Genomic DNA, 24349 nt, shown 5'->3' with positions numbered 1-24349 from the left:
TTACACAGACACCTTTCTGTTTAAACGCTTGCCTGTAGAATTTGTGCCAGCCGGCTTACGAACCAAAAGGTATAGAAGTGCGGCAATCAGTACAAACGCTACCGCGGTCCAGAATCCAAATCCGCCACCCATAATGAGGCTGCCGGTTTGGTAAATAATAAGAGAGATAATATAAGCGAACAAGGTTTGGTAACCCGCTGAGAACAGCGTCCACCTTGTGGAACCAAGCTCGGAACGAGCTGCACCAATCGCAGCAAAGCAAGGAGCGCAGAGCAGGTTGAATGCGAGGAAAGCATAAGCAGCCAAAGGCGATACCGCAGCCTGCAGGTTGCTCCAAACCTCTGCGCCATCCTCTGCAACCTCGGCAAAACCAAACAGAATGCCGAAAGTGCTAACCACATTTTCTTTTGCAATTAAGCCGGTAATCGTTGCAACGGCAAACTTCCAGTTATCAAAGCCCAGCGGTGCAAACAGCGGCGCAATGAAATTACCCAAAGTAGCCAGCATCGAATCTTCTACATCTACCATCTGCATATTCCAGCCAAAGGATTGTAAGAACCAAATTAAAACGGTAGCCAGCAGAATAATGGTACCTGCTTTTTTGATAAAGGCCTTTCCGCGGTCCCACATGTGAATGAGCACACCCTTAGCGCCCGGTACATGGTATGCAGGAAGCTCCATGACGAACGGAGCGGGGTCACCGACAAAAACACTGGTCTTCTTGAGTATAATTCCAGAAGCAATGATTGCAAAAATGCCAAGGAAGTAAGCGGAAGGCCCAACCCAAGTAGAATCCGGGAACATGGCGCCCGCAATCAAGGCAATAATCGGCAGCTTTGCACTGCACGGAATAAACGTAGTCGTTATTACGGTGAGCTTTCGGTCATGGTCATTTTCAATGGTACGAGAAGCCATTATTCCAGGAACGCCGCAGCCGGTTCCGATCAGAATCGGGATAAAGGATTTACCCGAAAGACCAAAACGGCGGAAGATACGGTCCATGATAAACGCGATACGCGCCATATAGCCGCAGTCCTCCAAAATAGCGAGGAACAAGAATAAGGTAAGCATCTGCGGCAAGAAACCGAGAACAGCGCCAACACCGGCAATAATACCATCCAAAATCAGTGAGTTCAGCCAGTCTGCACTTCCAACGGAAACCAAGAAAGCTTCAATCTTCGGCGGTACAATGTCACCAAAGAGCACATCGTTTACCCAGTCAGTCATCGCGGTACCCACTGTAGAGATCGACACGTAGTAAACTAACCACATAATCAAAACGAAAATCGGCAGAGCCAAAAATCGGTTGGTTACGATACGGTCAATTTTATCTGAGGTAGTAAGGCCAGTTACCTTCTTTTTATAGCTCTTATGAATTACCTTGGCAATGTACTCGTAGCGCTCATTAGTAATAATTGACTCGGTATCATCATCAAGCTCGTTTTCACACTTAACAATAATCTCTTCCAGTTTTGCACGCTCTTTTTCGGAATAACCGGCTTCTGCAAGCATTTTCTCATCGCGCTCAAACAGCTTAATGGCAAGCCAGCGCTGGTGGCGATTCTTCATGCTGTTTGGCAGCATTTGCACAACCTGCTGCAATGCTACTTCTACTGAATTGCTAAAGGTAGCCGCAATCGCGTGCGGCTTTTGCTGTGCCGCGCTAAGCGCCGCAGCAATAAGCTCTTGTATACCCTCCGATTTCAATGCTGATATCTCTACTACCGGGCAGCCAAGTGTTTCACCAATTTTTTTCGAATCAATGGTATCGCCGTTTTTACGAACAATATCCATCATATTGAGTACCAGAACCACCGGCAGACCCATCTCAATCAATTGGGTGGTCAGGTAGAGGTTGCGCTCCAAGTTGGAGGCATCCACCAGATTTACAATTACATCCGGATTTTCATGGATTAAGTAATTGCGGGTTACCACTTCTTCCAATGTATAGGGAGAAAGGGAGTAGATACCGGGCAGGTCTGTTACAATAACATCCTTATGTCCTTTAAGCTTTCCTTCCTTTTTCTCCACTGTAACTCCGGGCCAGTTACCCACATATTGAGACGAGCCAGTCAACTCGTTAAATAAAGTGGTTTTACCACAGTTGGGGTTACCCGCAAGCGCTAATTTTATAGACATGTTTCGTTCCTCCTCGTTTTTTGCGGAAGTCTTGACTAACACAGTGCCGCTAGAATGCCCTTAGCGGGGGCAATCATTCCACTTCAATCAATTCCGCGTCCGCTTTGCGCAGGCTCAGCTCATAATCGCGAACCTTCACTTCAATCGGATCCCCCAGCGGGGCAACTTTTCGTACGAACACTTGAGCGCCTTTTGTAATGCCCATGTCCATAATCCTGCGTTTTACAGCTCCCACTCCGTGGAGCTTAACCACAGTAACGGTTTCCCCGAACTGAACCTCCTTAAGAGTCTTCATCAAGCCTCAACCTCTTTTCATATATTCATATCATAATCCGAATCGCCATGGTTTTATCTAGTGCGACTCGGGTGTCCTTGATATTCAAAATCATATTGCCAGCAATTTCACTGATTACCGTAACACTTTCACCCTCCACAAAACCCAAGGAGGCGAGAAAACGGCGAACCTCATCCTTACCGGTCACTTTTTTAATCAAATTGCTTTCTCCAGCTTTCGCCATTGTAAGCGGCATATCGTTACCTCCTAGACAAATTGTATTTTGCCGTCATCGGTTTTATGATTCATCGAACAAAGTTAGCGAATGCTAACCTTTTGCGTATTTAGTTTATCATAGCTAACGGAACAAGTCAACTGCCTGACCCCGATTTTTTTAGAAAAAAGTCAACAAATTCCGGCTTTTTGGAGCGTTGTAAAAAGTGCACGTTTATGGTATGATAAGAAATAACAATTTTGAAGGGGGGAGTTTGCGTGAAAATACAGGAATCCGCAGAAAATTATTTGGAAACAATTCTGGTTTTAAAAAGCAGCAAGGGCGAAGTTCGCTCCATAGACATTGCAAACGAGATGAATTTTTCCAGACCCAGCGTAAGCCATGCAATGAAGCAGTTCCGTGAGAACGGACTGATAACTATGGATGACAATGGTTATATTGAGCTTACGGATAGTGGGCGGGAAATTGCGGAGAGAATCTACGAAAGGCACACCCTGTTGTCAGAATTGTTGATGAAGCTTGGCGTGGAAGAATCGATAGCCAAAGAAGACGCCTGCCGTTTGGAACATGCCATCAGTGCTGAGAGCTTTCAAAAGCTGAGGGAATTTTGGCAGCGTCGTCATGAACGGATTGAACCACAATAAACTTACCGGAATTCTACTATTACAGTTATAATATGAGAAAACTCTCTGCTTTGTCCGCTAGAGAGTTTTTTGCTTTTGAGTCTATTTTCTATTATTATGCCTTTATCATCTTGATCAAAAGCAAGAAAATCCACCGGTATAGCCGGTGCCTAATCTTATACGCATATGTTCTTATATTGCGAGTGCAACAGCAATATAGAATCGAATGTTTTAAAATGAAACAGAAACGGCAGACTCCTTACTTTAGGAGCCTGCCGTATTTCATTTCTTTAAATATCTACACTTTGCAGCTTCTGCATTGTCTGCCAATTCTCCAGAACCAGCTCTGCCACAACCGGGTCGTACATAACCCCTATATTCTTTTCAATTTCATTTTGACACGTTTTATCTGGTAAGGAATCACGGTATGCCCGTTTACTCTTCATTGCATCAAAAGAATCGCACACCGCAATAATGCGTGCCTCCAGCGGTATTTGTTCACCGGTTAGTCTGTTTGGGTAGCCAGTCCCATCATAGCGCTCATGGTGGCACCAAACGATATAAGCAATTCCCTCCATTGGCTCCGACTGCATCAGCATCCCCGCTCCCAGCGCCGAATGCTGCTTCATAATAATCCATTCATCCGCAGTCAAACTTCCTCTTTTGTGAAGAATAGAATCTGGTATCCCTATTTTGCCAATATCGTGTGCATTGGCTGCGTAATACACTCGCCTGCATTGCTCAGAGGTAAGCCCCAAAAGATGCGCAATAAAATAACTGGTACGGGCAACGCGAAGAGAATGGCAGACCGTGTACAAATCGTAATCGCCAAGCATTCGCGATTGCCTCTTTACCATGTTGTAGTAATCCTGAGCCGGTGTTGAGAAATTTGCTTTCATGCTGAAAACCTCATATTTCTAGAGCATTTCATTAATTAGAAAACATTCTCGAACAAAAGTGCAGAAAAGCCCCACAAGGGGCATTTTCTATTCATGATTCCTAGTTTTAACGTGCAACTAAGGCAATACAGCAACCTATATTCTAAATATAAAACACCCAAAGTGAAAAAAAGGTCTAATTTTGGTAGAATAAATACAATTGTTAAAAACGGCCAGCTCCGCCTCCGCTGGAACCACCACCGCCGCCGCTAAAGCCGCCGCCTCCACCGAAGCCGCCGCCACCGCCGCCGAACCAACCGCCGCCTCCGCCGCTGGAACCACCGCCACCGCCAAACCAGCCACCGTGGTTATCGTCATCATCATCGCGCCGGTTATCTCTGTAACCTCTCGAGCGGCTAGAGCCCCACATGCTGCCCCACATAAACGGCCAAAACCAAGAGCCACCGCCATGATTATACCCGCCGCCATAATATCCGCCCCCGCCGTAAGGCCCTCTGTAAGAACGCCTGCGGGAGAAAAGGGAGCGAAACACAATAAATAAGATAAGAATAAAAAAGAATGAACCAAACACATTTCTGGAACCACTGGAACGTTGGCTTGTATTGCGGTAGCTTCCGCCACCACCCGAAATGGTTTGCCCTTGGTAATTCGATGTTTTTCCGGTTATATTCACATTGTAGTGACTATTGTACCACTGAATCAGCGCTTCAAACGTTTTACGCACACCTGCATCGTAGTTTTTCGAGGCAAAATCCGGCTCCAAATATTTGTTTAGCATCTGTTTGAGATCGCCGGATGAAAGGTCATTTTCAATGCCATAACCGGGTACCACACGGTAGTTATCGTCACCAATGGCCAACAGCAATAAAATACCGTTATTTTTTTCTTTGGAACCGATTTTCCACTCATTAAACATCTTATAAGCATAATCGTTAATATCGGCTCCATCCAAAAAATCGACTGTTGTTACCACAATCTGAGCGCCCGTTTTTTGTTGAAGCTCCATATTGGCGTTCATAATTCCGCTTTTTGTTTCGTTGTTAAGAACACCGGCAAAATCATTCACATAAAACTGTGTGGTGTGTTCCGGTATCTTCACTTCTGCTGAAACAGGCAGAGCAAACCATACGGATAGCAATAGGGTTACTGCCAAAAGCACACTTACGCGCTTTTTCATTTGTTTCCTCCCGTCATTGAATACAGCTCAAGCGGGCGAACACCAAGAACGGATGCCAATGCACCGCCGGGTGATGCCCTTAACACCTGATCGTTAAAATTCTGTGCCAATTTGTTGTACCCATCGTAACGGATGGAATCCTCACGCGATTTAAAATCTGCCAAAAACCGAACGCGGTAATCTTCATCCTTTTGCGAAAGGTACAAGCCCTCCAGTGCATCGTAAACCGACTGGAAGGCAGGCTGCAAGGTTTGATTCGCCTGGTATTTGGCGGATGGCGTTTGCGCCTGCGCTAAATTGTCTGCCGCTTGCCGCAGGGCTGTTACACGCGCGTCGTTTCCATCCAAATACCGACCGGCAACTGTTATTAGATTACCCGATAGAGAGACTCTTGATTCTAAATAATGAGAAATCCCCAAGCCGTCACCACGTGCACCCTGTGCAAAAGCCTGGTCTGCCTGCTGGCGCAGTGAGGATACCGAACGCACCGACCCCAACAATACCGACAAAACAACCACTACGACCAAAACTGCCCACGCCGTTTTCCGGTTTTTCAGCAAATCCATGATTCCCTCCTGAGATAATAATTAATCCTTTAATTCCAACAGCTTTTGTTTTAGCTCGCCCTCAATACGCCCCAGCTCAACTTCAGCGGCTCGGCGTTTTTGTGCACCATCCGATTGAATGCGGCGAACTTCTTCCAATGTAGATATAAGCGCTTGATTTGTTTGCTGAAGCGTTTCAATATCAACAATACCGCGTTCCGATTCCTTTGCGGTTTCAATCGTGCCCATTTTCAGCATTTCGGCATTCTTGCGGAGCATTTGGTTGGTCATGTCGGTTACGCTGCGCTGTGCCTCCAAAGCCTGTTGGGAATGCGCTAGGCCCAAAGCAAGAACCATCTGGCTCTTCCACAGGGGAATGGTATTCACAAGGGATGACTGAATCTTCTCAGCCATCAGGCTGTCGTTGTTCTGAATCAGGCGTACCTGCGGGCCCATTTGAATGGAAATCATTCGGGTCAGCTCGAGGTCATGCAGCTTCTTTTCAAAACGATTACATTGGTTAGCCAGGTCGTTAGCCGCCTGTGCATCCTCCGGCAGGCCGCTAAGCTCTGCTTTCTCACGTGCAAGGCGCAGCTCGTTTTGCAGCACACTCTCTAGCTTTTCTCTACCAGCCAGAATGTACATAGAAACCTCTTTAAAATAGTTGAGGTTCTGCTCATACATTTTATCGAGCATGGCAATATCTTTCATAAGCTGAATTTGGTGATTCTCCAGTGTTGTGGTAATTTTATCTACGTTTACCTCAACCTTATCGTACTTGGTTTTGATTGCGGCAATTTGGTTATTGGTCTTCTTAAAAAAGCCGAAGATGCCCTTTTTGTCTTCCGGCTTTAACTCCATATCCTTTAGCTCGGTAACCAAATCAGTAAGCATTCCGCCTACCTCGCCCATATCCTTCGTGCGAACGTTGGCAAGTGCTGAACCGGAGAAATCGGCAATCTTCTTCTGCGCTCCCGCACCGAATTGAAGCACCTGATTGGTGTCTGTTAAATCTATTTTTTGAGCAAATGCGCTTACCAGCTTTTGCTCTTCTGGGGTTAGCTGGCTTTTATCGAGCGCTTTTGGAGCGGTGGCCTCTTCTTCTTTGGGTTCTCCCTCAACAGTAATAGCAGTCGTTTCTAAAGTCAATTCGGGCATGAAATCCTGATGCTCCATATAAAAACACCCTTTCTTTTCTATTTGCGATTCTTTTTATAATTTGTCTTTTGCCAGCCCTTCACGAGCCATCATATTTTCTAATACTGTAATATCTGTTGAAATATCCAGCGCTTCATCTGCAAATAGATGGTCGAGCTGTTTTTCAAACGCTTCTTCAATACTAGAGAGTATTCCCTCCACACCCCGCATGGCGGACTCAATATTTTCCCCGGAAATATCCTGCGAGGCCATATTCTGATAGCTTTGTAGCAGCTTTACGGTAGTGGGCAGGTAATAATTGAAAAACAGACGAAGCTTTGTTGCTTTGGCTGTATTTTTTTCTAAATAAACAAAAATCTTGCCGCTGATATTGCAAATGCGAACAATATGCGCACTTACCGCAGGGTCTGCAATTCCCTCATCGAGCGTACGCAAATGTTTTAACTGCTCGCGGCCATCATTAATGAGTGCATCTGCGGTAGAATCCCCTGTATCCGCAGGGCGCACTTCCTCCGGCACTAGAATTGTAGTTGCAGGAAAAATACGGTTCATCCCAATATAAACAACAACGGAAATTACCGCAGCAAGCACAAAGTGCCAAGCCTGATAAAATGGAAGAACCAGTGCTGCAATTACCCACGGTACCGCGGCAGCATATACTGGAATTGCTGATTTTTTTGTTATCTCACGCATTCCTTTTTCCCTTTCTCCCAGCCGGTTTTTTGTGTATTCATTGTAATGCTTTTGCATTTTACTGTCAAGAAAAGCGCATGGTCAAGCACTCTCATCAACTCAAAGTTTGCCCGAAAATTTCAGTAATTTTCTTTCTCTTTTGCATCTGTTCTATGAAATTATACTTTACAATGGGCATATCGACTATATTTATTTGCCATTTGGTATGAACCTCTCTTTAAAAAGTGTTCTTTTTGAATTTTCTATTAATTCTTATCATAATACAATGCAACTGTTTTTTCTGCTATTTTCATATATTAATTCTGCCCGTCGGCGGTCATTTTTAGAGCACTCTCGTTCGCTTACAGATGCTACCCGCTGACTCTCTGTCGTTCCATTTTGCTATGTAAAATAAAAAAGCCGGATGAGAAATCCGACGAAACATAACGAAATTATTCATGATGTGATATATTTTCCCATTTTTATATTTTTGTCTTGCATTATATGGTAAATAATGTTAATATTTAACTCGTAAGGTGATTTAAAAAGCAAAGCAGGGATGAGTGTCCTACCACCCATCCCCTGCTACGGAGAAAGGCCCTCCATAACAACAGTTTACACTGCACTTTGCTTCACAATTATAACCCATTATTTCCCTTTTGTATAGAGGGGGAGAAATGTGGTGTACCCCCATTGCTAGGTTGTGAGCGATTTGTTAGTAAGTGAGCTGCGTTCGGTATTAACAGTATCGCTTGTTGTGGGGCACCCTTTGAATCGAGGGTTTCCGTGACAAGCGCTTTTTTATTGCCTTGCAGACAAAGGCAACGCGAGGCTGGAAGCATCGTTCACTTACACAGAAGTGAATGATGGAGCGATTGTGTGTGGGTTGTTGAGGGAAGTTGCTTCTGAAACGAGATTAGCAGTGTTTTCCACTCCCTGGATTAATGCAAAACCGCAAGAGCACTTCCTGAGCATATGGAGGATAGATAGAATTTCTTCCAGCTTCGCCGCGCTAATGTCTGTAAGCAAGTAACGCCGCACCATCGCCCGTGCGGCTCACGCCGTTCCTTCATTGGAACGGCGTTTTTTTGCTTTTTAACCTCTTCCATGAAATAGGTATTCCAAAATGTCTTTTCTTAATTTGTAAGCAACAACGCAAAACCTTACGCATAATTTGCAACAAACAGGCTTGTCTCCTGTGCGGAAATTAGATGCAGAGCGGGAGCTCAGTCGGATTCCAAAGGCAGAGCCTTTGGTCGTTAAGAGGGAATCCAAAGGGAGAGAATCGATACTCTCCCTTTGGAAGGCCTTTGCTTACTTTCATCCTTACATGAAAGTAAGTGCCCGCCCCGGCACGAGGGGCAAAGCCCTGCGCCAGCAGAATTCCTTGCGCCTTAGCGCAGAACTTTTTATATAACAAGTCATTTATAATAGATGATTTTCAAGCGGTTGCCACCGCAGGGAGTTTCTTCTTTTTTCTCATTCGCCCCTCAAGCCGGGGCAGGCTCGCCTTTTCTCGATGAGGAGAAAAGGCGGAAAGACTCACCAAAGGCTCTGCCTTTGGAATCCGTTTGGGGAACGACCCCAAACCGCAAAACAATAGCTACTGTAAAGGCGCTCCATTAAAAATGCCCACTCTCCTTTGCTAGTACAAACAGATAGCAATTTGCAATCTTCCGTCGGCGGTCATTTTTAGAGCGCTCTCGTTCCCTCGCAGAAGCAGGTTCGGTAGCTAGGTACTTCGTCCATTTACGGGCGATGACTGTGAAATAAAAAAGACCCCCTCCGGGAAAAATCCCAGAGGGGGTCAATCATAAATGTAATTAGATGGACTTGAGCACGTCTGCAAAAGCCTGAATAGCGGTTGCAGCCTGACCGAAGTCACGCATCTGCTGGTCAATGCCCAACTTAATGTGCATGACACCGGCTTCATCCAAAGCCTTCTTCAGAGAGGGGTACTCCATCTCTTCCGGATCACAGAACTGCTGCATGAACAGAATCAATCCCTGTGCGCCGTTCTCTTTGACCATGTTGGCAACAAACTCGCCACGGCGGTTCTCAGAGGACTTCTCATCATAAAGCAGAACATCGTGGTCTAGGCTTGCAAACTGCAGAGCCAAAGCCATCATCGGGTCTGCCTCATTCTCCGGAGCGTCGGCACGGAATGCACGGCTCTCGTGAGCAACATCGTCAGCAGCAATTGCTACGTTGTTGTCCTCAAAAATCTTGAGGAGGGTCGGGTTATCACAGATGATACCGCTGGTAACCACTTTAACGCCCTTCCAGTCGCAAGCAGGCAGCTTCTTGAGCTCTGCATTGAGCGCTTCGAGCTTCTCAGTGTACTCATCCTTGAGCATGAACCAAGCGGCTTTCAGCACAGCGCTGCGCTTTGTGGGGGTGATAACGTCGCAGTGCTCGCTAGCAAGCTTTACAAACTCGCGGCGGGCAACACGGCTTCTGTTGTATACCTTAATTGCATTCTGAATCGCTTCGTCCGTTACCGGAGCGCCGCCGATTTCTTCCAGCATTTTTCTGATGTTGGTATACTGGTCGATACAGAATTTCAGGCCGTAAGCAGGCTTACGGTTCTGGGGATGTGCAAGGAAGATGGTGGGCATCTTCTCAAGCTTTGCCATTGCTACGCGAATGTTCTGGCTCATCGGGCGCAGAGTATCGCAAATGGTGGGGGTGATTACACCGTCAAGCTTGTCGAGCGTGCCATCCAGCAGCATTTCAAGGCCAAGCTGTGCAATGGTGCAGTAGAAAGTTGCGCAGTATTCTTTTGCCATAGAAATGGTTTTATTATTGCTGCCCCAGATGCCAAAGGGAACCATGCCTGCGGCATGTACGAGCTCTTCCGGTGCATAGTAAGGCAGAATGCCAATTACTTTTTTGCCCTGTGCTTTAAAATCTGCCAGCTGCTTTCCGGGGTTTGCAGCAATGCTGGCCAGCTCACTGATAATCGTTTCGATACTCATGTTCGTTAGCCCTCCTTCGCAGCTTTATTTGCTTCCATTGCTTCAACTAGGCCCTGTACGCGTGTTTCGTACTGAGCAGCGTTGAAGTTACGGGGATCCGCCTGGTCACCGTCAAACGCGGCACAGGGAATACCCAAATCAGCAGTAAAGCGGCGCTGCATTTCGGGCATGTAGCCGGACCACGGCTTGCAGCTGCGGTTGTAATGAACGAGAACACCATCTACCTTATTGTCACGGCAGAGGCCCTCACGCCACTCAACGCCCTGTTCCAAGCAAACGCTGTTCGGCGCTTTGCAGTATGCACGACACAGGTCGTCAATACCGTCATAAACAAAACCGAAAGCAGGTGCGTAAACAACAGCAGTTACGTTGAGTCCGCTGCCCTTCAGGGGTTTAAACAAAGCCTTCAGGTCAGGCCAGCAGGGAATGCCTTCGAACATAATGCGGTGCTTCTCTTCGAAGGGAAGAGTGGATGTGCCGTTCTTTACGTGCTCTTCCAGCTCAGTTGCCAGCAGCTCAAACGCTTCTGCAGTAGACTGCTTGCCGCGAGCGGTAACAACGTCTGCCATGTGGTTGAACAGGTCGAAGCCGGACATCGGGGAGGGCTCATACTGGCAGTAGTCACAAACTTTGAGCCAAGCTTTTGCGGTACGGTTTGCATTAGCACATACCTGCTCAAACTTCTTCTCATCGAACTTATTGCCAGAGATTTTCTCAAGCTGCTTAATCGCTTCGTCGAACTGACCGCGAATGTAAGCAACCTGACTCTCATCAACATTTGTTGTGTTGTTATAGGGAACGTCGATCATGATGAGCGGGATGTTGTGCATACGAGCAATGTTCTCGTACCACTTGGTCATGCAGTTACAGATGTTGTTGCAGCACAGAACAAAGTCCGGCTGGGGCATCTGACGAGATACGTTGGTGGTTTCCACACCAGACGCATAGGCAAGGCTGATTCGGGCATAACCACAGATATCAGCATCAAAGCCCATATTTTCAGCAGCCTCGCACAAACGCTCGCCATCATGCTGAGCGGCGATACCAGCTGCTTGGTTTTCGGGGTATACAACAGCCAAATCGAGTGCCTCTGCGATTTCGCAGGGGAACTTAGAGGAAGACCAACCTACCGGGCGGCCGGCTTTCTTTGCTTCCCAAGCACCAGCATAAACGTCAGAAACGACCTTACGCAGTGCAGTAACGCCAGGGCTGGCGGGTTTTGCAGGTTTTTTAGCAGGCGCTGCGGCTGCAGAAGCAGTCTGATCAGCGGGAGCTGTTTTTTCCATATCTGCCATAATTCTCTCGCTCCTTTATAAAAGTAGAGTTATAATGTGCGGGGAGTCCCACACAGAAAATTTTAAATGTTATTTTTTACGGGTTGCTTTCTGGTACGCAAAGAGCGCGGCACCAAGAGCACCGGCATATTGTGCAAGGGGAGAAGTAAAGACCTTATGGCCCAACTCTTCTTCCAATGCGGCTACTACGCCTGCGTTCTGAGCAACGCCGCCGGTCATAACAACCTGGTCGCGTACGCCAACACGGCGAGCCAAGCCGCTCATACGAGCTGCGATGGAGTGGTGAATACCATTGATGATATCGCACGTCTCACTGCCCTGAGCCAACTGGCTGATAACCTCGCTCTCAGCAAAAACCGTACAGGTAGAGCTGATTGCAACACGCTTGGTAGACTGAGCACCCAAATCGCCCAAATCGGCAACATTTACTTCCAGTACACGAGCCATTACATCCAGAAAACGGCCGGTGCCAGCAGCACACTTGTCGTTCATCTGAAAGTTGACCATCAGACCATTGTCAATCTGGAGCACCTTCATGTCTTGCCCACCAATATCAATTACCGTGTGAACTTCGGGAAACAGATAGTATGCGCCTTTTGCATGACAGCTCAACTCACTCATCTGGTCATCCACAATCGTAAGTGAATTGCGCCCGTAGCCGGTGCCAAGAATAAAGCTCATGTCTTCTTTGTTCATTCCGCAGTTATCTAGCACCTCTTTAATCGCACGTTCTGGGCCGCTGGTACCAGCACCCACGGCGACCAAAGCTTTACTGATGATTTCCTGCCCGTCTTTTAAAATAACACATTTCGACGTGGTGGAACCAACGTCAATACCTAACGTATACTTTGCTTCCATAGTAACCTTCCTAACTCTTGAACCGAATCAATTCGAAACTCTGCACCGCGGGCGGAGCCCCAAAAGACTCCGCCGCAGTACTAAGAATCTATTAAGTTCTAAATTACTCTTTGGGAACCTTGATGAATACCTGGCCGGGGTCAATCTCTTCACGGATTGCCTTAATGACTTCCGGAGAGGGGGGTGCCAGCAGTTCTGCTCTGGAGGTATCAATCTCAAAGCCAGTGTTCTCTACGATTTCTTCAATGGAAGAAGACTCGTAGTAGCCAGCCAAGTACATTCTCTTGGTGGTCTCGTCAAACTTCATAACACCCTTGTCGGTAACGATCATCAGCGGGCCGCGGTTCTGGGGCAAGCCAGCTTTTTTACGTCCGTCAAGACCGCCAGTCATCCAGCCGGGGCTGGTGATGTAGTCAATCTTCTCAGTGAAGCGGCGCTTTTCGTGCTGCATCATGATAACGGTGTCAACAAAGGTAGCAATACCGTTTGCACCGCCGGAGCCGGAGAAACGGGTGGTGGGGTGATTGTAATCGCCCATGGAGGTGGAGTTGACATTGCCGTAAGGGTCAATTTCAGCGCCGCCGATGAAAGCGATCATTCTGTCTCTATTCTTCAGCCACTCATTTGCCTGGAAGCCAATGTAGCGAACCGGAGGCCACTGCACGGAGCAGTGCGCCATGAAACGGCAATCACCAACCGAGGTAGGAACCTGGATGGGATCGCAATCGATCAAACCACTCTCAACGATGAGAGTGCAGTCAGGGGAAAATATCTTCTTGGCAACAGTTGCGCCGATGAGGGGAAGTCCTGTACCAACAATAGCGATATGGTCATTGGTGATCGCGCGGGCAATCGTGATTGCCTGCATTTCTTTGTTGGTGTAATTGTTGTAGTTAGCCATTACTTCTTCTCCTCCTTTGCCTGTGCCGTCATATCAACATGGTAGCCGAGACCCGGAACAACCTTCAAGTTAGCAATCCTTGCGGCGCCTACCTTGTTGAGGTAATCCTCGTGTGTCGGGGTGGAGAATACCCACTCCTCGCAGAAAGCATCAAATGCTTCCTGTGTTTTGGAGGCAACGTCGTATGCTTTGTAATATTTACCATCGTAGTCATAGTAATCGTAGCACTGTGACGGATGTGCACCGTGCGGTGCATGAACAATCGCATCCACGCAGAAGCCGGGAATGGTGTTCAGGTTCGGATCGCGGCGAATGTACTCGTCCGAAACGAGCTCTTCGCAAGTAACAATAACCTTCTTTGCAGCGCCTGCAATATCGGTATCCTGGAACTCATCGCCCAAAATGCGGCAGGTTCCATCGGGAGAAGCCATCTGTACGTGAATAACAGCAACGTCAATCTCCGGTACAGGCAGAAGCAGAAGCTTCTCTTCGGGCTTCATCGGGTTTTGCTCAATGACGAACTTCTCATCGGGAAGTTTGTCCATGGTTTTTCTAATCTCTTTGGAGATGCCCCACTTATCGGCAAGACCGGTACCCATCATCAAACGGCTGGGAACATAAGGAAGACCCAGAGCAGCACCATGGAACATCTGCATGATGGCATCCTGAGAATAGTCCTCGAACAGGATGGTACCTTTTTCAATCGCCTCACGGAAACGGCGAGAAACGTTTGTAAAACCGGAGTTGGCGGTGTAGCAGTTGATGTAAGCCTTTACGCGCCCGCAGCCAATAAGCATGTCTGCGTCTCCGCCGTTAGCGCCTGCATTTAAGACGAAATCCTTTTTACCTTGTCTCAGGATTTCATGGATAGCAGCGAAGGGCTTTCTGTTGGTGGTGAAGCCACCAAATGCGATGCTGTCACCGTCGCTTACGAATTTCGCTACTGCTTCAGATAGCGTATACACTTTTCCCACGGTAAAACCTCCAATATTAAGTATGATAGATGGAATCGACTGGCAGAACCGGCCAGCTCCACCTCAGAAAAAGCAATTTTCAGCACGGCATTGCAAAAAGACCCACATTAAGCCGGGGAAAACCCGCGCGGCGGCGCGGAGGTCACTAATAATAGGCCTCTTACGCGCTGCCGTGCTGAAAGCTAGATTACAAATCAAGCGTTGCTTTTTTCTTCCTTAGCTTTTCTTACCTGCTCTGTGAACATCGGCAGGATTTTCATAACATCGCCCACAACGCCATAGTCTGCCACCTCGAAGATGGGAGCGCTGGGGTCTTTATTAATCGCAATGATGACATCGGACTCTTCCATACCAGCCAAGTGCTGGATGGCGCCGGAAATGCCGCAAGCGATGTACAGGTTCGGGCGAACCGTTTTACCGGTCTGGCCAACCTGGCGGTCTTTCTCAACCCAGCCTGCATCAACTGCAGTACGGGAGGAAGAAACGGTACCACCCAGAACTTCTGCCAGCTCTTCGAGCATTTTAAAGTTCTCAGGGCAGCCCATACCACGGCCGCCGGAAACCAAAACGCTGGCTTCCTGAATGTCCATTTTTTCGCTAACCTTTTTAATAACTTCAATAACTTCCACATTTACATGCTCAGCCAAGTCAGAAACAGAGAATGTTTCAATAACCGGTTTTGCACTCTCATTGGGAGTCAGGCGCTGCATAACACCGGGACGAACGGTAGCCATCTGGGGGCGGTGATCCGCACAAGCGATGGTTGCCATAATGTTGCCGCCGAATGCGGGGCGGGTCATCAGCAGGTTGCCGGTTCCCTCTTCAATTTCCAGCGAGGTGCAGTCGGCGGTAAGGCCGGTGTGTACACGTGCAGAAATACGGGGAGCCAAATCACGGCCGATTGCGGTTGCACCGTACAACACGATCTCAGGCTGATATTTTTTCACAATTTCAGTGATAACATGCGCGTAAGGCTCGGTGGTATAAGTTTCCAGTATCGGGTCTTCCGCGATAACAACGCGGTCTGCGCCATAACGGCCAAGCTGCTGTGGCAGGTGACCAATTTTATCACCCAGAACAACAGCGGTAACCTCTGTGTTCAAATCTTTGGCCAAAGCCTTGCTTTTGCCAATCAGCTCCAGCGCTACGTTAGAAAGCTTGCCTTCTACCTGCTGGGCAAATACGAATATTCCCTTATATGCTTCGTTACTCATTATTCCTCACCACTTTCCTACTACAGAATGAATTTTTCACGCAGACGGTCAGTCAGCCAGTTGGCTGCCTCTTCAGACTCCATCGTTACAACGGTGCCCTGGCCTTTAACCGCTTTGGTAAAGGACTTTTTAACGCGGGTGGGAGAGCCTTTCAGGCCGATGTTGCCATCTTCAACGTCAAGGTCTGCTCTATGCCACTCGGTAACTTCCTTCTGGAAGGCATCAAAAATGCCGCCGGGAGTCATGTAGCGGGGTTCATTCATTTCGGCCAAAGCAGTAACTAGGCAGGGTGTTTTGACACGAATGATGTGATAACGGTCTTCATACTGGCGCTTAATCTTTAAAGTATCGCCATCAACCTCAATTTCTTCCGCATAGCTAACGTTGGGCAGGCCGAGGTGCTCGGCGATCTGCGGGCCAACCTGAGCGGTATCGCCATCAATTGCCTGACGGCCAGTGATGATGAGGTCGTAATCTAGCTTCGAAATAGCGGAGGCCAAGGTAGAAGAAGTAGCCCAAGTGTCAGCGCCGCCGAATGCGCGGTCTGTTACGAGGATTGCTTCATCTGCGCCCATAGCCAATGCCTCACGCAGAGCAAGGTCTGCCTGGGGTGGGCCCATGGTCAAAACGGTAACATGTGCACCGATTTGGTCTTTCAAACGGAGGGCAGCCTCAAGGCCAGCCTTATCATCCGGATTGATGATGCTGGGAACGCCTTCACGAATCAGGGTTCCTGTCGTTTGGTCCAGCTTTACCTCATTGGTATCTGGAACCTGCTTAATGCTAACAACGATTTTCACTGCGTGCCCCCCCCTTATTTCAAAAGCGCGTTGGAGATAACCATGCGCTGAACTTCACTGGTGCCTTCGTAGATTTCGGTGATTTTTGCGTCACGCATCATGCGCTCAATGGGATACTCTCTGGTATAGCCGTAGCCGCCGAAGAGCTGAACGCACTGTGTGGTAACTTCCATTGCAGTCTCAGCCGCATACAGCTTTGCAATTGCAGCTTCAGTAGAGAATTTAGCGCCAGCCTGCTTCAAGATAGCTGCACGGTAAACGAGAAGTTTGGAAGCATCAATCTTTGCCTTCATGTCTGCAAGACGGAACTGAGTGTTCTGGAATGCAGCAATGGAACGGCCAAATTGCTTTCTCTCTTTTACATACTTAACGGTCTCATCCAAAGCGCCCTCTGCAATACCCAGCGCCTGAGCAGCGATGCCGATACGGCCGCCATCCAGTGTGGTCATAGCAACGGTAAAGCCCTTGCCTTCCTGGCCGAGCATATTCTCTTTGGGAACGATGCAGTTTTCGAATACCAGCTCCGTAGTAGCGGAACCGCGAATACCCATCTTCTTCTCTTTTTTACCAATGGAGAAGCCCGGGAAGTCCTTCTCAACGATGAAAGCAGTAATGCCCTTCACGCCTTTGGACTTATCGGTCATTGCGAACACAACATAAATGTCTGCTACGCCGCCATTGGTGATAAAGATTTTGCTGCCGTTGAGGATATAGTTGTCGCCATCAAGAACAGCTTTGGTCTGCTGGCCGGAAGCATCGGTACCTGCGCCGGGCTCTGTAAGGCCGAACGCACCGATTTTCTTACCGGAAGCCAACGGAACAAGATATTTTTCTTTTTGCTCTTTGGTGCCGTACTTGTAAATCGGGTCAGCACAAAGAGAGGTATGTGCAGAAACGATAACACCGGTTGTACCGCAGACCTTAGAAAGCTCTTCCACACACATGATGTAAGTAAGAACATCGCAGCCCTGGCCACCGAGCTCCTTCGGATACGGAATACCGAAAAAGCCGTACTTCTTCATCTTTTCAACAGTCTCTGCCGGAAAGCGCTCTTCCTCATCAATTTCGTGAGCTAAGGGCTTTACTTCCTTTTCTGCAAAGGCCGCGAACATTTCTCGAGCCATCGACTGCTCGTTGTTCAGCTCAAAATTCATATCGATCCCCCTGTTTTTAATAGTTAAAAGATTTATTTGCCAACGAATGGCGCAGGCTTACGTTTCTCCACAAACGCGCCCATCGCTTCACGCTGATCCTGGGTTTCAAAACAATCACCAAAGTACTTTGCCTCCAGCTCAGCGGCTTCCCACAAACCAAGGCCAACGCCCTCGTTCATCGCACGCTTCGCGTTCTGCACAGCAACCGGAGCATTTGCAGCAATCTTCAGCGCCAGCTCTTCTGCTTTTTGGAGCAGCTCTTCCGGTGCATATACTGCGTTCACCAACCCGATTGCAAGGGCTTCCTGCGCCTTCACTTTGCCGGCGGTAAATACCAATTCCTTCGCTTTGCCGGGGCCGATTGCCCGAGCAAGCTTCTGCATACCACCCCAACCAGGAGTGATACCAAGACCTACTTCAGGAAGAGCAAACACTGCTTTTTCAGAGGCAAGGCGAACGTCGCATGCGAGTGAAAGCTCACAGCCGCCGCCTAAGGCAAAACCGTTAACCGCTGCAATTACTGGAGCGGGGAACTGCTCTACCAAATGATAAATCCGATCGCCGAGCAGGCCGAACTCTTCGCCCTGTTTCTTCGTTAGATTCCTCATTTCGCCAATATCTGCACCAGCTACAAACGCTTTCTCACCGGCGCCAGTAAGAATTAAGCAGCGAACACCACTTTGTTTCGCTTGTTCCAGTGCTTGTTCCAGATCCTTCATGACCTCTAGGTTAACCGCATTGAGCGCTTGAGGCCGATTCATGGTAAGAATTCCGATGAGGTTATCATGCTTTGCTTCAAATGTAACTAGGCTCATCTGTTTTCCTCCTGACTTTTCTGCCAAGTTGGGCAGAAGCTTTATGTTAATATTTTGTATGGAAACGCTTTTCGAATTCCTCTTTTAAGGAATCTCGGAAGTTAGGGTGGGCAATCTCAATCAGGCTGCGCGCTCTGTCACGCATGGTGTGGCCGCGCAACTCTGCAATGCCGTACTCGGTTACAATGTATTGCACATCGTTTCGAGAAGTAGTCACCGCAGACCACTGATCAATAAATGGCACGATTTTTGAAACCTTGCCGCCTGCCGCGGTAGAGTTCATCGCCAAAATAGAACGACCGCCTCGGCTCATGGATGCACCTCGAATAAAATCGATTTGTCCGCCAACGCCGCTAATCTGTACCGGCCCAATGCTTTCAGAAACCACCTGGCCAAGCAGATCAATTTGAACACATGAGTTAATCGATACCAAATTGTCATTCTTTGCGATAACTACTGGGTCGTTCACATAATTTACCGGGTACATTTCTACCGCCGGATTATTGTGAACGTAGTCGTACAAACGCTTTGAGCCCATCAGGAAGGTTGCAACACTCTTCCCCTTGTGCAGCGTCTTTTTGGAATTGTTGATCACGCCGGCCTCTACCAGCTCGACCACGCCGTCCGAGAACATTTCCGTATGAATACCAAGATCCTTTTTATCTTTCAGGAACAGAAGCACGGCATCTGGAATCGCACCGATTCCAAGCTGCAAGGTGTCTCCATCATGGATCAACTCAGCGCAATAGCCGCCAATCTTCTTCTCAATCTCAGTAATTTTGGGGGCGCCAAGCTCAAGAATCGGTTCGTTGCACTCCACAATATAATCAATTTCACTTACATGGATGAAACAATCACCCAATGTACGAGGCATATTTTCATTTACCTGAGCAATGACCAACTTTGCCACTTCAGCAGCATGTTTTTCATAGTCAACCGTGATGCCATAGCTGCAATAGCCATGTTCATCTGGTGTAGACACATGGATCAATGCCACATCTACCGGCAAGGTGGTGTCGAACAGCTCGGGTACTTTATGGAAAAAGCAAGGCGTATAATCGCCAATGCCAGCCTCAACGGTAGCGCGGGTTGCACCGCCTACAAAAATAGAATTGTGGATAAAATGCCCTTCCATCTCCGGTGCAGCATAAGGCGCTTTTGCCAAAGGCACCATGTGGGCAATCTCAACATTCTTAAGCTCATCTTTTCGCGCAACCAATGCATCAATTAAAGTAATCGGCGCGCCAGCCGCGTTGGGTGTTACCACTCTATCGCCGGAACGTACGTGTGACACCGCTTCTTCAGCAGATACTTTTCGCTGCGCGTATAGATCTTTCCAATCCATATATTATAAGCTCCTCATCCAAAAATAAAGCTTGCTTAGGGATACAGCCGCCCACTGCGACTCACCCCGAGCGCCCGGTGTTTCCGGAAATATTCTCCGGCGGCGTGCCGCTTTGCGTTCACGCCGGGGTCCGACTTTTCATAGCCGAAAGTTTAGAAAAACCGGCGCACTCCCTTAATCAACATAAGGGTGGATACCACACTGTTTGATTGGGCAATGCGCCGGAACTCCAACTACACGAATCGCCGCCTTAAGCGGAGGATTTGATTATTTTTCGAATGCTTTCGCAAATACGTTATTGAAATCGCGAATCGCTCTGGGCAGAATCATCTGATGGAATGCGCAGAAGGAACGCGGGTTCTGGTAAACGGACTCAGCAAATCCAATGACGTAATCTCTGATCTTGGTCAGCTCGATGATCTCATCGATGAAGCCTTGCTGTGCGCAGAACAGCGGACCAGACTTAATGCGGTACTCTTCGATCATCTCATTCATCTTATCGATGGTGGGTTTCAGATCTTTGCCTGCCTTGGCGTCTTTCACCAAACGGCGGGAGTACATTGCTGCAGCAGCGGTTTCGCCGTGCATAACGTTTACTTCGCTGGCTGCAGTGCCCAGAGTAAAGGCATTGGTGTCGTTACCCTGCGGGCCACCCATAACATAGTGAGCAGCAGCGGTGCTCTTTCTCAGGGTGATTTCAATCTGCGGAACCTTAGCGGACTGGATGGAGTAAATCAGAGACTGGCCAAGGCCGAGGAGCTCTGCTTTTTCTGCATCGTTGCCAACGTCGATACCGGTTGTATCCTGGAACCAGATGATGGGCAGACGGTCTCTGCCGCAGAGAGTAACAAACTCGCTCATCTTAATCAGGCCCTGACGATACAGCTTTCCACCTACGCCAACGCTGTTCTCTTTGTACTCAGGGTAGTTCATCAGAATGCCCTGATAGTTCGCGATGACACCAACCAGCAAGCCGTTAACCTTAGCAATACCGGTGATGATTTCGGGGCCGTAGCCCTTCTTGTACTCGTCGAACTGGCTGCCGTCAAAAATGCGGCTGAGAACGTTCTCTACGTTGTAGGGGCGCTTGGTGTTCATGGTCAAGATGCTGTACAGCTCGCTGGGCTCAAAGTTGGGCTCCTGCGGTGCATCTACACGGAAGAACTCCGAATTGTAAGCCGGAATATCATCCATATACTTCTGGATTGCTTCGAGAACGCCCATTTCCTCGGTGTAAGCTTCACGGAAGAAGCCTGTCTCACCGTAGTGAATTGCAACGTTTCCGGGCGGGTCATTAACCTGCTTCTTGGTTGCCTCGATCAGTGCCTGTGCAGCCTCATCATCCACATAACCCTTCGGGTTCATGCCGCCAACGATACCAGCGCCGCCAACTGCCATGTTTGCTTTTTCATGAGCAAGCAGGATGGTGGGGCTGATGCTGTGGTATCCACCGCCAGCCGGGTTGGTGCCATAAATACCTACGATAACCGGGATGCCGTTCTGCTGCAAATCAGCATTGCGGAAGAAGGGAGTACCACCGCCGCGGCGGTTTGCGTACACCTTCTCCTGCTCGTCGAGCTTAACGCCAGAGCAGTTGAGGATGTAAACGAGCGGGATGTTCAGACATTTTGCAGTGTCAGAACCACGCAGAAGATTGTCTGCCTGGCCTGCAACCCATGCGCCTGCAAGCTTCTTATTATCAGAAGCAATGATCATTGCCCACTTGCCGCGAATTTTGCCGAGGCCCTTAATAATACCGGTGCTACCAGTAGAGTTGGTCTCGGGGTCAAACAAGCTGTTGAGGGGCAGGAATGAACCGGGATCTACCAAAGCCTCAATACGGTCGGTAGCGGTCATTTGTCCAGACTCATGAATCGATTCATCGGAACGGCCGCTGTTGCGGATTTCTGCAAATTTCTCTGCAATTTCTTGTTCCACTTTGCGGAATTCCGCTTCGTTTTCTGCATTCACCTGGGGGTTTGCCGAACCAATGATCGGCATATTTTTAAAGTACGAGGGCATTGAGTAACCGTGCTCAGCCATTGACAGGTGCCTCCTTTTTCAATTGAAAATAATTGGTCTAAAAAGGCAGATTTTATGACAGTTACTGAAAATTACATGAAAAATCGAAAAAATACAGCCAAAAGGCCGATTTGTTAATTTTTCGACAATGTACTCGTGCTAATATATATTCTAGCACACAAACACGCATTTGCCAAGTTGTATTTTTCAGGAAAAGCATAAACCAGCCTCTTGTTCAAAACTTGATTATGCCCGCTGAAAAGCCCGCACTGGATTCTTCGTGCAAACCTGCCTCACTGCAAAGCTGGTTTTAAAGAATCCTGCGAGCCGTTATTTCAGCGCAAGCCGAAGAACTTTCGGCAGCAATATAAAACTGAGGGGAAATTAACCGATAATAGCAAGCTGATCGTTCGACTGAACAGCATCACCCTTAGCGGTAGAAATGCTCTTTACGGTACCGTCGCAAGGAGCAACGATCTCGTTTTCCATCTTCATCGCTTCCAAAATGAAGAGAGAATCGCCAGCCTTAACAGCCTGACCTTCGGTAACCTTCACTTGCAGAATGGTACCGGGCATCGGGCAGTTAACGGGGGTGTCACCAGCTGCTGCAGCTGCAGGTGCCTTCTTGGGGGCGGGAGCTGCTGCGGGTGCAGGTGCTGCTGCGGGAGCTGCTACAGGTGCCGGGGCTGCTACGGGAGCAGGAGCTGCTACAGGAGCCGGAGCTGCCTGAACTTCACCAGTGTAGACTCCTCTCGGAATCGGTTTGTAAGCGGAGGGAGCACGCTCCACATCCACCTCATATGCTTTGCCATTGACTCTTGCCAAGTATTTCATAATCGGTCTCTCCTATCACAACATAATTCTTTTTTCGTTCGTTAAAGGATGCTTTCTCGTCGTTAACACTCTCTAATGCTGTTAAACTGCAGCTGATCCAGCGGAATTTGCAAATCCTCGCTGATCGTGGCCATAATGACCGCATAAATCTCGTCTTTTCCATCATCCACAGGCTGCGGTGCCGGCGCTACTACTGGTCTTGCTGCCAACTCTTCCACGGCTGCCTTTATCTTTGTCAGCGTTGAAAGAATCGCAATCGTCAGTATTACGGTCAGTCCTGAGAACAACAGCGGCAATAACTGCTCAACTGGCATGCTCTAAATCCCCCCTCTTGGTTTCCCGTATTATGAAATTCATTTCATTTTTTGGAATTTTCAAAATAAATGATAGCATCAATTTAGATGAGTGTCAATAAAAAAACAATACATTGGTTTTTTATTTTAAATAAAAATGATGCTATATTATTGTTATTTTTGGACAAAGCCTAACAGGGAAGATAACTGGGCTGCATGCTGCTTTACCAGTGCTTTGAACTCTTCTTCCTGCGCTCTGCTTGTGCGGGATTGAGGAGCAATTAAACCAATGGATGCAACCGCTTTACCGTTCATATCGAACACCGGGGCACCAATACCCACAGCATCTGGTATATATTCTCCTTTGGAAATTGCAACGCCTTCTTCACGAATATGGGAAAGACTGCTAAGTAGTTTCTTCTCTTCTTCCGGTGTAAAGCTAGGGTTTTCTCTCAATTTATTTTGAATATAACTGCGGATGAAATTTTCGGACTGAAAAGCCAAAAGAGCACGGCGGCTACCGCCGTAATGCAAATCTACCTCATTGCCAAAGCGTTCAATCACCTTTAGAGGGTTCGGCCCCTCCACTTTCTCGAGTACCATACCGCTGTTACCAGATATAATTATCAGGAAAACATCTTCCCTCGTAATCTTCATCAAATCTTTTAATACAGGCTTCGCGGAATCGCTCAGACGCAAACGCCTTGTGGCAGCCATTCCCAGCGGAATTAGGGCAGTACCCAGCCGATAGAGATGTGTTTTGGGGTCACGAGACACATAGTTTGCACTGCAAAAGGTTTGCAAAATCCGGTGTACAGTGCTGGAAGGCAGACCAGACATCTGCGAAAGTTCTGCCAGCGAACAAGATTTATCAGCTTTGCGCAGGTGCTCAAGTACCTCCATCGCACGTATCAAGCTTTGTACCATGTTTATACCTCCTTTAATTCATTTTAAGTCCCTTGCTTTAAAATACGGTTTTCATCATACAAGATAATTTCACATTATGCAATTGTTATTTCCCTTCCGCTTTAAATTAAAGTATCTGCATCTATAAAACGACAAAAACACTAAAAAAGCATATTTCATTTTGTTAAAAAAACCAATTAGACGACCCTTGTGTTTTGACCTCGATAGTGAGATAATA

General features: G+C 47.9%; 24 protein-coding genes. 2 read left to right on the top strand and 22 right to left on the bottom strand.

The features are described from left to right. From feoB to E7L17_RS08385, 3 genes are all read right to left on the bottom strand, one after another. Entirely contained in the window at positions 1 to 2139 is a 2139-nt protein-coding gene (gene feoB / locus E7L17_RS08395; protein ID WP_316322810.1) for a ferrous iron transport protein B, read from the bottom strand. 73 nt (positions 2140 to 2212) lie between these two features. Further along, entirely contained in the window at positions 2213 to 2434 is a 222-nt protein-coding gene (locus E7L17_RS08390) for a ferrous iron transport protein A (RefSeq protein WP_316322809.1), read from the bottom strand. Between the two features lie 25 nt (positions 2435 to 2459). Beyond that, on the bottom strand, positions 2460 to 2669 hold the full coding sequence (locus E7L17_RS08385; protein ID WP_316322808.1) for a FeoA family protein: 210 nt from the start codon (positions 2667 to 2669) through the stop codon (positions 2460 to 2462). A gap of 236 nt (positions 2670 to 2905) precedes the next feature. Between E7L17_RS08385 and E7L17_RS08380 the strand changes: the two genes are divergently transcribed. Further along, positions 2906 to 3292, top strand: coding sequence for a metal-dependent transcriptional regulator (locus tag E7L17_RS08380; protein WP_316322807.1), 387 nt, complete (start codon positions 2906 to 2908; stop codon positions 3290 to 3292). Positions 3293 to 3561: 269 nt separating this feature from the next. Here E7L17_RS08380 and E7L17_RS08375 read toward each other — a convergent pair whose 3' ends face one another. From E7L17_RS08375 to E7L17_RS08355, 5 genes are all read right to left on the bottom strand, one after another. Further along, on the bottom strand, positions 3562 to 4170 hold the full coding sequence (locus tag E7L17_RS08375) for an HD-GYP domain-containing protein (protein ID WP_316322806.1): 609 nt from the start codon (positions 4168 to 4170) through the stop codon (positions 3562 to 3564). A 202-nt stretch (positions 4171 to 4372) separates the two neighbouring features. Beyond that, on the bottom strand, positions 4373 to 5347 hold the full coding sequence (locus tag E7L17_RS08370; protein ID WP_316322805.1) for a TPM domain-containing protein: 975 nt from the start codon (positions 5345 to 5347) through the stop codon (positions 4373 to 4375). After that, on the bottom strand, positions 5344 to 5913 hold the full coding sequence (locus E7L17_RS08365) for a hypothetical protein (protein ID WP_316322804.1): 570 nt from the start codon (positions 5911 to 5913) through the stop codon (positions 5344 to 5346). Before E7L17_RS08365 ends, E7L17_RS08370 begins: the two co-directional genes overlap by 4 nt. Positions 5914 to 5934: 21 nt before the next feature. After that, positions 5935 to 7068: a toxic anion resistance protein gene (locus E7L17_RS08360; RefSeq protein WP_316322803.1), complete on the bottom strand. Its 1134-nt coding sequence runs from the start codon at positions 7066 to 7068 to the stop codon at positions 5935 to 5937. A gap of 36 nt (positions 7069 to 7104) precedes the next feature. After that, entirely contained in the window at positions 7105 to 7743 is a 639-nt protein-coding gene (locus E7L17_RS08355) for a 5-bromo-4-chloroindolyl phosphate hydrolysis family protein (RefSeq protein WP_316322802.1), read from the bottom strand. A gap of 1177 nt (positions 7744 to 8920) precedes the next feature. On the opposite strand from E7L17_RS08355, the gene E7L17_RS08350 reads away from it, so the two are divergent. Continuing rightward, positions 8921 to 9139, top strand: a complete 219-nt coding sequence (locus tag E7L17_RS08350; protein WP_316322801.1) for a hypothetical protein — start codon at positions 8921 to 8923, stop codon at positions 9137 to 9139. 406 nt (positions 9140 to 9545) lie between these two features. On the opposite strand, the gene hgdB is transcribed toward E7L17_RS08350, so the two are convergent. The 14 genes from hgdB to E7L17_RS08280 all read right to left on the bottom strand — a co-directional run bounded on the left by hgdB (position 9546) and on the right by E7L17_RS08280 (position 24132). Then, positions 9546 to 10700, bottom strand: a complete 1155-nt coding sequence (gene hgdB, locus E7L17_RS08345; protein ID WP_316322800.1) for a (R)-2-hydroxyglutaryl-CoA dehydratase subunit beta — start codon at positions 10698 to 10700, stop codon at positions 9546 to 9548. A 5-nt stretch (positions 10701 to 10705) separates the two neighbouring features. Beyond that, positions 10706 to 11986 (bottom strand): 2-hydroxyacyl-CoA dehydratase subunit D, encoded by a 1281-nt coding sequence (locus E7L17_RS08340; protein WP_410470658.1) that lies wholly within the window; start codon positions 11984 to 11986, stop codon positions 10706 to 10708. A gap of 78 nt (positions 11987 to 12064) precedes the next feature. Continuing rightward, positions 12065 to 12853 (bottom strand): (R)-2-hydroxyglutaryl-CoA dehydratase activase HgdC, encoded by a 789-nt coding sequence (gene hgdC / locus E7L17_RS08335; protein WP_316322798.1) that lies wholly within the window; start codon positions 12851 to 12853, stop codon positions 12065 to 12067. Between the two features lie 103 nt (positions 12854 to 12956). Next, positions 12957 to 13754, bottom strand: a complete 798-nt coding sequence (gene gctB, locus E7L17_RS08330; RefSeq protein ID WP_316322797.1) for a glutaconate CoA-transferase subunit B — start codon at positions 13752 to 13754, stop codon at positions 12957 to 12959. Beyond that, positions 13754 to 14728 (bottom strand): glutaconate CoA-transferase subunit A, encoded by a 975-nt coding sequence (gene gctA / locus E7L17_RS08325; protein ID WP_316322796.1) that lies wholly within the window; start codon positions 14726 to 14728, stop codon positions 13754 to 13756. Before gctA ends, gctB begins: the two co-directional genes overlap by 1 nt. 194 nt (positions 14729 to 14922) lie before the next feature. Then, entirely contained in the window at positions 14923 to 15942 is a 1020-nt protein-coding gene (locus E7L17_RS08320; RefSeq protein ID WP_316322795.1) for an electron transfer flavoprotein subunit alpha/FixB family protein, read from the bottom strand. Positions 15943 to 15962: 20 nt separating this feature from the next. After that, entirely contained in the window at positions 15963 to 16742 is a 780-nt protein-coding gene (locus E7L17_RS08315) for an electron transfer flavoprotein subunit beta/FixA family protein (RefSeq protein WP_085831885.1), read from the bottom strand. 14 nt (positions 16743 to 16756) lie between these two features. Then, the gene (locus E7L17_RS08310) at positions 16757 to 17896 is read right to left on the bottom strand and encodes an acyl-CoA dehydrogenase (RefSeq protein ID WP_085831884.1); all 1140 of its coding nucleotides are present in this window, start codon (positions 17894 to 17896) and stop codon (positions 16757 to 16759) included. 32 nt (positions 17897 to 17928) lie between these two features. After that, the gene (locus E7L17_RS08305; RefSeq protein WP_316322794.1) at positions 17929 to 18711 is read right to left on the bottom strand and encodes an enoyl-CoA hydratase-related protein; all 783 of its coding nucleotides are present in this window, start codon (positions 18709 to 18711) and stop codon (positions 17929 to 17931) included. Positions 18712 to 18757: 46 nt separating this feature from the next. Further along, on the bottom strand, positions 18758 to 20056 hold the full coding sequence (locus E7L17_RS08300; RefSeq protein WP_316322793.1) for an acetyl-CoA hydrolase/transferase family protein: 1299 nt from the start codon (positions 20054 to 20056) through the stop codon (positions 18758 to 18760). 267 nt (positions 20057 to 20323) lie between these two features. Continuing rightward, positions 20324 to 22099 (bottom strand): acyl-CoA carboxylase subunit beta, encoded by a 1776-nt coding sequence (locus tag E7L17_RS08295; RefSeq protein ID WP_316322792.1) that lies wholly within the window; start codon positions 22097 to 22099, stop codon positions 20324 to 20326. 363 nt (positions 22100 to 22462) lie between these two features. Further along, positions 22463 to 22912, bottom strand: a complete 450-nt coding sequence (locus tag E7L17_RS08290; protein WP_316322791.1) for an acetyl-CoA carboxylase biotin carboxyl carrier protein subunit — start codon at positions 22910 to 22912, stop codon at positions 22463 to 22465. 62 nt (positions 22913 to 22974) lie between these two features. After that, positions 22975 to 23226 (bottom strand): hypothetical protein, encoded by a 252-nt coding sequence (locus E7L17_RS08285; RefSeq protein ID WP_085831879.1) that lies wholly within the window; start codon positions 23224 to 23226, stop codon positions 22975 to 22977. A 153-nt stretch (positions 23227 to 23379) separates the two neighbouring features. After that, on the bottom strand, positions 23380 to 24132 hold the full coding sequence (locus E7L17_RS08280) for an IclR family transcriptional regulator (protein ID WP_316322790.1): 753 nt from the start codon (positions 24130 to 24132) through the stop codon (positions 23380 to 23382). Positions 24133 to 24349: the final 217 nt, after the last annotated feature.

The sequence above is a fragment of the Clostridium sp. genome (assembly GCF_032576335.1).
Classification (GTDB): Bacteria; Bacillota; Clostridia; order Oscillospirales; family Acutalibacteraceae; genus Faecalispora.
This window is presented reverse-complemented; position numbering and strand designations above follow the sequence as displayed.